The organism is Streptomyces torulosus, assembly GCF_001419765.1.
Taxonomy (GTDB): Bacteria; Actinomycetota; Actinomycetes; order Streptomycetales; family Streptomycetaceae; genus Streptomyces; species Streptomyces torulosus.
The window spans coordinates 1-5,288 of record NZ_LIRK01000677.1; the positions used below are offsets into that span (position 1 = coordinate 1).

General features: G+C 73.8%; 4 protein-coding genes and 3 pseudogenes. 4 read left to right on the forward strand and 3 right to left on the reverse strand.

Annotated features, from left to right (window positions below; genetic code table 11):
- Positions 1–2: 2 nt before the first annotated feature.
- Positions 3–143, forward strand: a pseudogene (locus tag AOK23_RS50810) (metal-dependent hydrolase); the annotation flags it as partial.
- A 2-nt stretch (positions 144–145) separates the two neighbouring features.
- Positions 146–1,535 (forward strand): annotated as a pseudogene (locus tag AOK23_RS37140) (amidohydrolase); the annotation flags it as partial.
- 65 nt (positions 1,536–1,600) lie between these two features.
- Here the strand turns inward: AOK23_RS37140 and AOK23_RS37145 are convergent.
- Positions 1,601–2,542, reverse strand: a complete 942-nt coding sequence (locus tag AOK23_RS37145) for an LLM class flavin-dependent oxidoreductase (protein WP_055716893.1) — start codon at positions 2,540–2,542, stop codon at positions 1,601–1,603.
- A gap of 316 nt (positions 2,543–2,858) precedes the next feature.
- Here AOK23_RS37145 and AOK23_RS37150 point away from each other — a divergent pair, with 316 nt between their 5' ends.
- Both AOK23_RS37150 and AOK23_RS37155 read left to right on the forward strand, forming a co-directional pair.
- Positions 2,859–3,488 carry a LysE family transporter gene (locus tag AOK23_RS37150; protein ID WP_206336400.1) on the forward strand — a complete coding sequence of 210 codons (630 nt, stop codon included), beginning with the start codon at positions 2,859–2,861 and terminating at the stop codon, positions 3,486–3,488.
- Positions 3,489–3,613: 125 nt separating this feature from the next.
- A complete protein-coding gene (locus tag AOK23_RS37155) occupies positions 3,614–4,063 on the forward strand; it encodes a nitroreductase family deazaflavin-dependent oxidoreductase (RefSeq protein WP_055716895.1) in 450 nt (149 codons plus the stop codon).
- 81 nt (positions 4,064–4,144) lie between these two features.
- Here the strand turns inward: AOK23_RS37155 and AOK23_RS37160 are convergent.
- Both AOK23_RS37160 and AOK23_RS52130 read right to left on the reverse strand, forming a co-directional pair.
- Positions 4,145–4,990 (reverse strand): cation diffusion facilitator family transporter (locus AOK23_RS37160; protein WP_240496732.1); only part of this gene is annotated, 846 nt, incomplete at its 5' end.
- A 2-nt stretch (positions 4,991–4,992) separates the two neighbouring features.
- Positions 4,993–5,221, reverse strand: a pseudogene (locus tag AOK23_RS52130) (hypothetical protein); the annotation flags it as partial.
- Positions 5,222–5,288: the final 67 nt, after the last annotated feature.

Consider the following 5,288-nt stretch of genomic DNA (forward strand, 5'->3'; position numbering starts at 1 on the left):
GCGTGGCCGTGCGCGGCCGGGAGATCGTCGCGGTCGGCACGGACGCCGAAATGCGCGCGCTGGCCGGGCCGGCGACCCGGATCGTGGAGCTGGCGGGGCGGACCGTCCTGCCGGGCATCAACGACTCGCATCTGCACGGCGCCNNCGAGGCGGTACGGGCGGCCGGGCCCGGCGAGTGGATCGTCGGCATCGGCTGGGACGCGGGCTATCTGGCGGAGTGTCTCGCCGAGCCGGGGCGGTTCCCGCACCGGCTGGACCTCGACGCGGTGGCGCCCGACCACCCCGTCTGCCTCACCGACTCCTCGCAGCACACGGTGTGGGCCAACAGCGAGGCGCTGCGCCGGTGCGGGATCGACGCGGACACACGGCCACCCGCCGGCGGAGTCATCGACCGTGAAGCCGACGGGCATCCGACCGGCGTGCTGCGCGAGTCCGCCGCGGCACTGCTCCAGGCCGCCGTGCCCTCCCCCACCCTCGACCAGCGTCGCCAGGCCATCCGCCATGTCGTCGCCGGCCTCCATTCGCGCGGCATCACCAGCTACACCGAGCCGGGTCTGGGCCCCGGCGGCTCCGAGACCGTCTTCGGTGCTCTGAGCACCGACAACTGGACCGCGTACGCCGACCTGGCGGCTTCCGGGAGTCTGCACGCCCGGGTCAGTGTCCTGCTGCTGCCCGCGCCCATGGGCGGTTCCGCCGCGGACATGCGCAAGGGGCTGGCCGAGCTCCACCGCCCCGAGTCGGCCGACCCCCGCCGGCTCAACGCGATCGGTGTGAAGATCTTCGCCGACGGGGTGCCCCCGAACCGTACGGCCTGGATGAACGAGCCCTACCTCGACGGCGGTCACGGCTCCCTCTGCGTGCACGGGCACACGCCCGACCTCCAGGTGGACGAGCTGTTCGAGATGATCCGGGTCGCGCACGAGGCGGGTTACCAGCTGGGCGTCCATGTCACCGGCGACCGGGCCATCGACCTGGTGGTCGACGCGTTCCTGGCCGCGGCACGGGAGCTGCCCCGGCCCGACGCCCGGCACTACGTCATCCACGGCGACTTCATCGGCGCGCGCAGTCTCGCCCGCCTGGCCGCGCACGGCTACGGCGTCAACATGAACCCCGCGATCAAGTGGACGGTGTCCGACCTGATGGAGGAGGTCGTCGGCCCGGAGCGGTCGGCGTACCAGTGGCCGGTGCGCTCGGCGTTGGACGCGGGCGTCTCGGTGTGCGCCAGCTCGGACGCGCCGGTCACGGAGCCGGACTGGCGGCAGGGGGTAGCCGGGATGCTGCTGCGCGAGTCGAAGGCCAGCGGCCGGGTCAGCGGCCCGGAGCAGCGCGTGGAACTCGCCGAGGCGCTGCGGGCGTACACGATCAACCCCGCGCGGCAGGACTTCGCGGAGGACTGGAAGGGTTCGGTGGAGGTGGGCAAGGTGGCGGACCTGTGCGTCCTCGACCGGCCGCTGCTCGACCTCGACCCGCACGACGTCACCCGTGTCGAGGTCGACATGACGGTGTTCGACGGCGGCGTCGTCTTCGAGCGCTGACGGCGTCGGGCCCGCGCGAGGGGCCCCGGACGGGCGCGAGCCACGTCCGGGGCCCCTCCCCCGTCTCAGCCCGTGAGGGCGGTCACCCGGCGCATGACCTCCTTGCAGAAGGCGCCCACCCCGTCGGGGTCGTCGATGAACTGGTTCGGCTTGACGCAGAACGTGGTGAACCCCTGCTCCAGTTGTTCCGGCAGGGAGGCGAGGGCCGCGCCGAGGTCCGCCGGGGAGTGGTCGTCGGGGAAGACCGCCTGGGTGCCGCCGATCATCTCCAGCTCGGCGATGTCCCGGCCCGCCGCGGCCATGGCCTCCTTCAGCGCCTGGATGTCCTGCGGCGTGGGCCGGCCGAGCGGGTGGAAGCCGTGGCCGTACCGGACCAGGCGGCGCAGCACGGGGCCGTGCAGCCGCTGCCCGCCGAACCACAGCCGGGGCCCCTCGGGCCGGTACGCCTTGGGCTCGAAGTAGACGTCCCGGAACGGGTAGTGCTCGCTGTCGTGGGAGATCGGGGACGGTCCCCACGCCTTCGCCCAGACGGCGAGGTGCTCGTCGAGCAGTCGCCCCCGGCTGCCGAAGGGCACGCCGAGCGCGTCGTACTCGTCCTTGCTCCAGCTCACCGTGGGCTGCACCAGCAGCCGTCCCTCGCTGATGAGGTCGAGGGTGCCGAGTTCCCTGGCCATCAGCAGGGGGTGGCGCAGCGGGGCGAGCACCGCGGCGGCGGCGAGCCGCAGGCGCTCGGTGACGGAGGCGATCGCGGCGAGCAGGAGCAGGGAGTTGGGCCAGGGGGTGTACGGGTCCTGGTTGCCCGGGAGGGCGTAGTCGCGGGGGTTGCCCATGAGGCCGGCGGCCCCGGCGTCCGGACCGAGCACGATGTGCTCGCTGACCATGACGGAGTCGAACCCGGCGTCCTCCGCCTCGCGCGCCCACCGCACGGCGGTGGGCAGATCGGCCCGGCCGCCGGTCAGCGTCCAGTTCTCGCTCAGCACGAGCAGCATGCGTGGTGTGGCGCCCATGACACCCCCAAGTTCATTTGATTCCAAACAAGATAAGGAGGCCGGGATTCCCGGGTCAATACCTGTCCAGGTGGATACTTGCGCACCTGCGGCGGCGCCACATCCGTCCCCCGCCCGGCGCCGCTTTCGTCCCCGGCCCGGCGCCGCTAGTCCCCGGCCCGGCGCCGTAATTCGATTGCGTGGGCGGGGCGCCCGGCTCCAAGCTCTGCCCCATGCACATCGCCGACGCCCTCCTGCCGCCGACCTCCGCCGCCGCTCGTCCGGTGCGGGGCCAGCAGCAGTCCGGCCGACCGTGGGGACCGACGCCGCCCCGGTCATGACGGCCGCGCTCGTCGCGGGGCTCCTCGCGGGCTATGGCATCGCCATCCCCGTCGGAGCGGTCGCGACCTATCTGGTCTCCCTCACCGCCCGTACGTCCCTGCGCACCGGCGTGTGCGCCGCTCTCGGCGTCGCGACCGCCGACGGGCTCTACGCCCTGGTCGCCGCCCTCGGCGGTACCGCGCTCGCGGTCGCCCTCCAGCCCGTGCTGATGCCGTTGCGCTGGGCGTCCGCCCTGGTGCTCCTCGCGCTCGCGGTGCGCGGCGCGGTCACGGCCCTGCGCCAGTACCGCGCCCGGCGGCTGCCCGGCCGGCAGCAACGGGACCCGGTGGGCCCGGCACGCGCGTACACCGCGCTCCTCGGGATCACCCTCCTGAACCCCACCACCGTCGTCTACTTCGCCGCGCTCGTCCTGGGCAGCCACGCCGCCGAGGCCGTACGCCCGCTGGAGCAGGCGGTGTTCGTCCTCGCCGCGTTCCTCGCCTCCGCGAGCTGGCAGCTGCTGCTGGCCGGTGGCGGTGCCCTGCTCGGCCGCGCGCTGACCGGGCACCTGGGGCGGCTGGCGACGGGGCTCGTGTCGAGTGCCGTCATCGCGGTGCTGGCGGCAGGCATGCTGCTGCCGTCCTGAACACCGGGTGGTCCGGGCGCGGGAACCGTTTCCGCGCCCGGACCACCCGGTGAGGATGAAAACGGCGGGGGCGTGTGTTGAAGACGGGGCGGTATCCGGACCCGACAGGAAGGGACTGTTGCCCCATGCCTCTTGAAGGCGAGTATGTGCCGAGCCCCACGCAATGGGTGCGCGACCAGGTGGAGTTGTACGAGAGCTCGGGCGGCGCCGAGGGGACGACGCTGCTGGACACGGGGATGCCCGTCGTCATCCTCACCACCCGCGGCGCGAAGAGCGGCAAGATCCGCAAGACCCCGCTGATGCGCGTGGAGCACGGCGGGCGGTACGCGGTCGTGGCGTCGCAGGGCGGCGCGCCCAAGCACCCCGTCTGGTACCACAACGTCACGTCCGACCCGCACGTGGAGCTCCAGGACGGCGCGACCCGGCAGGACATGACGGCCCGTGAGGTCACCGGGGACGAGAAGGCCCTGTGGTGGGAGCGGGCGGTCGCCGCGTACCCGCCGTACGACGACTACCAGAAGAAGACCGACCGGGAGATACCGGTCTTCGTGCTGGAGCCGGCGCCGGGCGCGTAGGCGAGGCCGGGGTGCCCGGTCGAGGGGAGAAAAATCCTCGGAACGACGCGCATGATCCCCCGGACGCCGGGCATCCGAGTCTCAGGCCCCGCCGCGTTCCCCCGTCGCGGCGGGGCTCTTCGCTGTCTTCTCGCCCCCCGCGGCCCGCTCCCCCGGCTCTCCCCGCTCGACCTGCCGTGCCCGCCGGGCGGCGCGGGCGTCCGTCACGTCGAGGAAGATCTGTTCGGCCTCGGGGACGATGTGGGCGATGGAGCGCTTGATGCGTACGGCGATCTCCTCGACCCGTTCGCTGTCGAGACCGGGGACGAGGTCCACGCGGGCGGCCACCAGGGTGGAGTCCAGGCCGAGCTCCATGGTGAGCAGGGCCTCGACGCTGTCGATCTCGGACTGCGCCTCCAGCAGGGCACGGATCTTGCGGCTCGCCTCGGCGCCCGCCGCGCGCCCGATGAGCTGCTCGCGGGCGTCCCGGCCGAGCCAGAAGGCCACGTACATGAGGAGGGCGCCGATCCCGAACGAGGCGAGCGCCTCCCAGAGCACCTGCCCCGTCACCATGTGCAGGGCCATCCCGGCGATCGCGAGGGTCACGCCCAGTACGGCGGTGCCGTCCTCGGCGACGACCGTCCGCAGCGCCGGGTCCCGCAGGCCGCCCGCGCCACCCTGTGCACGCACCTGGTGCAGGGCGCGCAGCAGGGAGGCGCCCTCGGAGAGCAGGGCGACGCCGAGGACGGCGAGGCCGGCGACATAGCCGTCGTAGGAGTCCTCCGAGCCGCCGGCCAGGGCGTGGAAGCCCTGGAAGACGGAGAAGCAGCCGCCCATGACGAAGATGCCGACGGCGGCGAGCAGGGACCAGAAGAAGCGTTCCTTGCCGTAGCCGAAGGGGTGGCGGCTGTCCGCCGGGCGGCGGCTGCGGCGCAGCGCGGCGAGGAGNNTCACGAGGTTCGCGCCGAGCGCGACCAGGACGGTGACGCGGGTCCTGCGATCCGCGCCGTCCGCGCCGCCCCGCCGCGGGGTCGGCTCGCACAGCTCGGCCGCACCGTCCCCGAGCCCCTCCCGCTCGTCGGGCCCTGCGCCGTCCGTGCGGTCCGGTGCGGGCTCCGGCCCTTCGAGCCCCGCCCGGTCCGCATCGCCCGGTGCGTGTTCCGGCGCTTCGAGCCCCACTCCGTCCGCATCGCCCGGTGCGCGTTCCCGCCTGTCGAGCCCCGCCCCGTCCGCGTCGCTCGGCGCG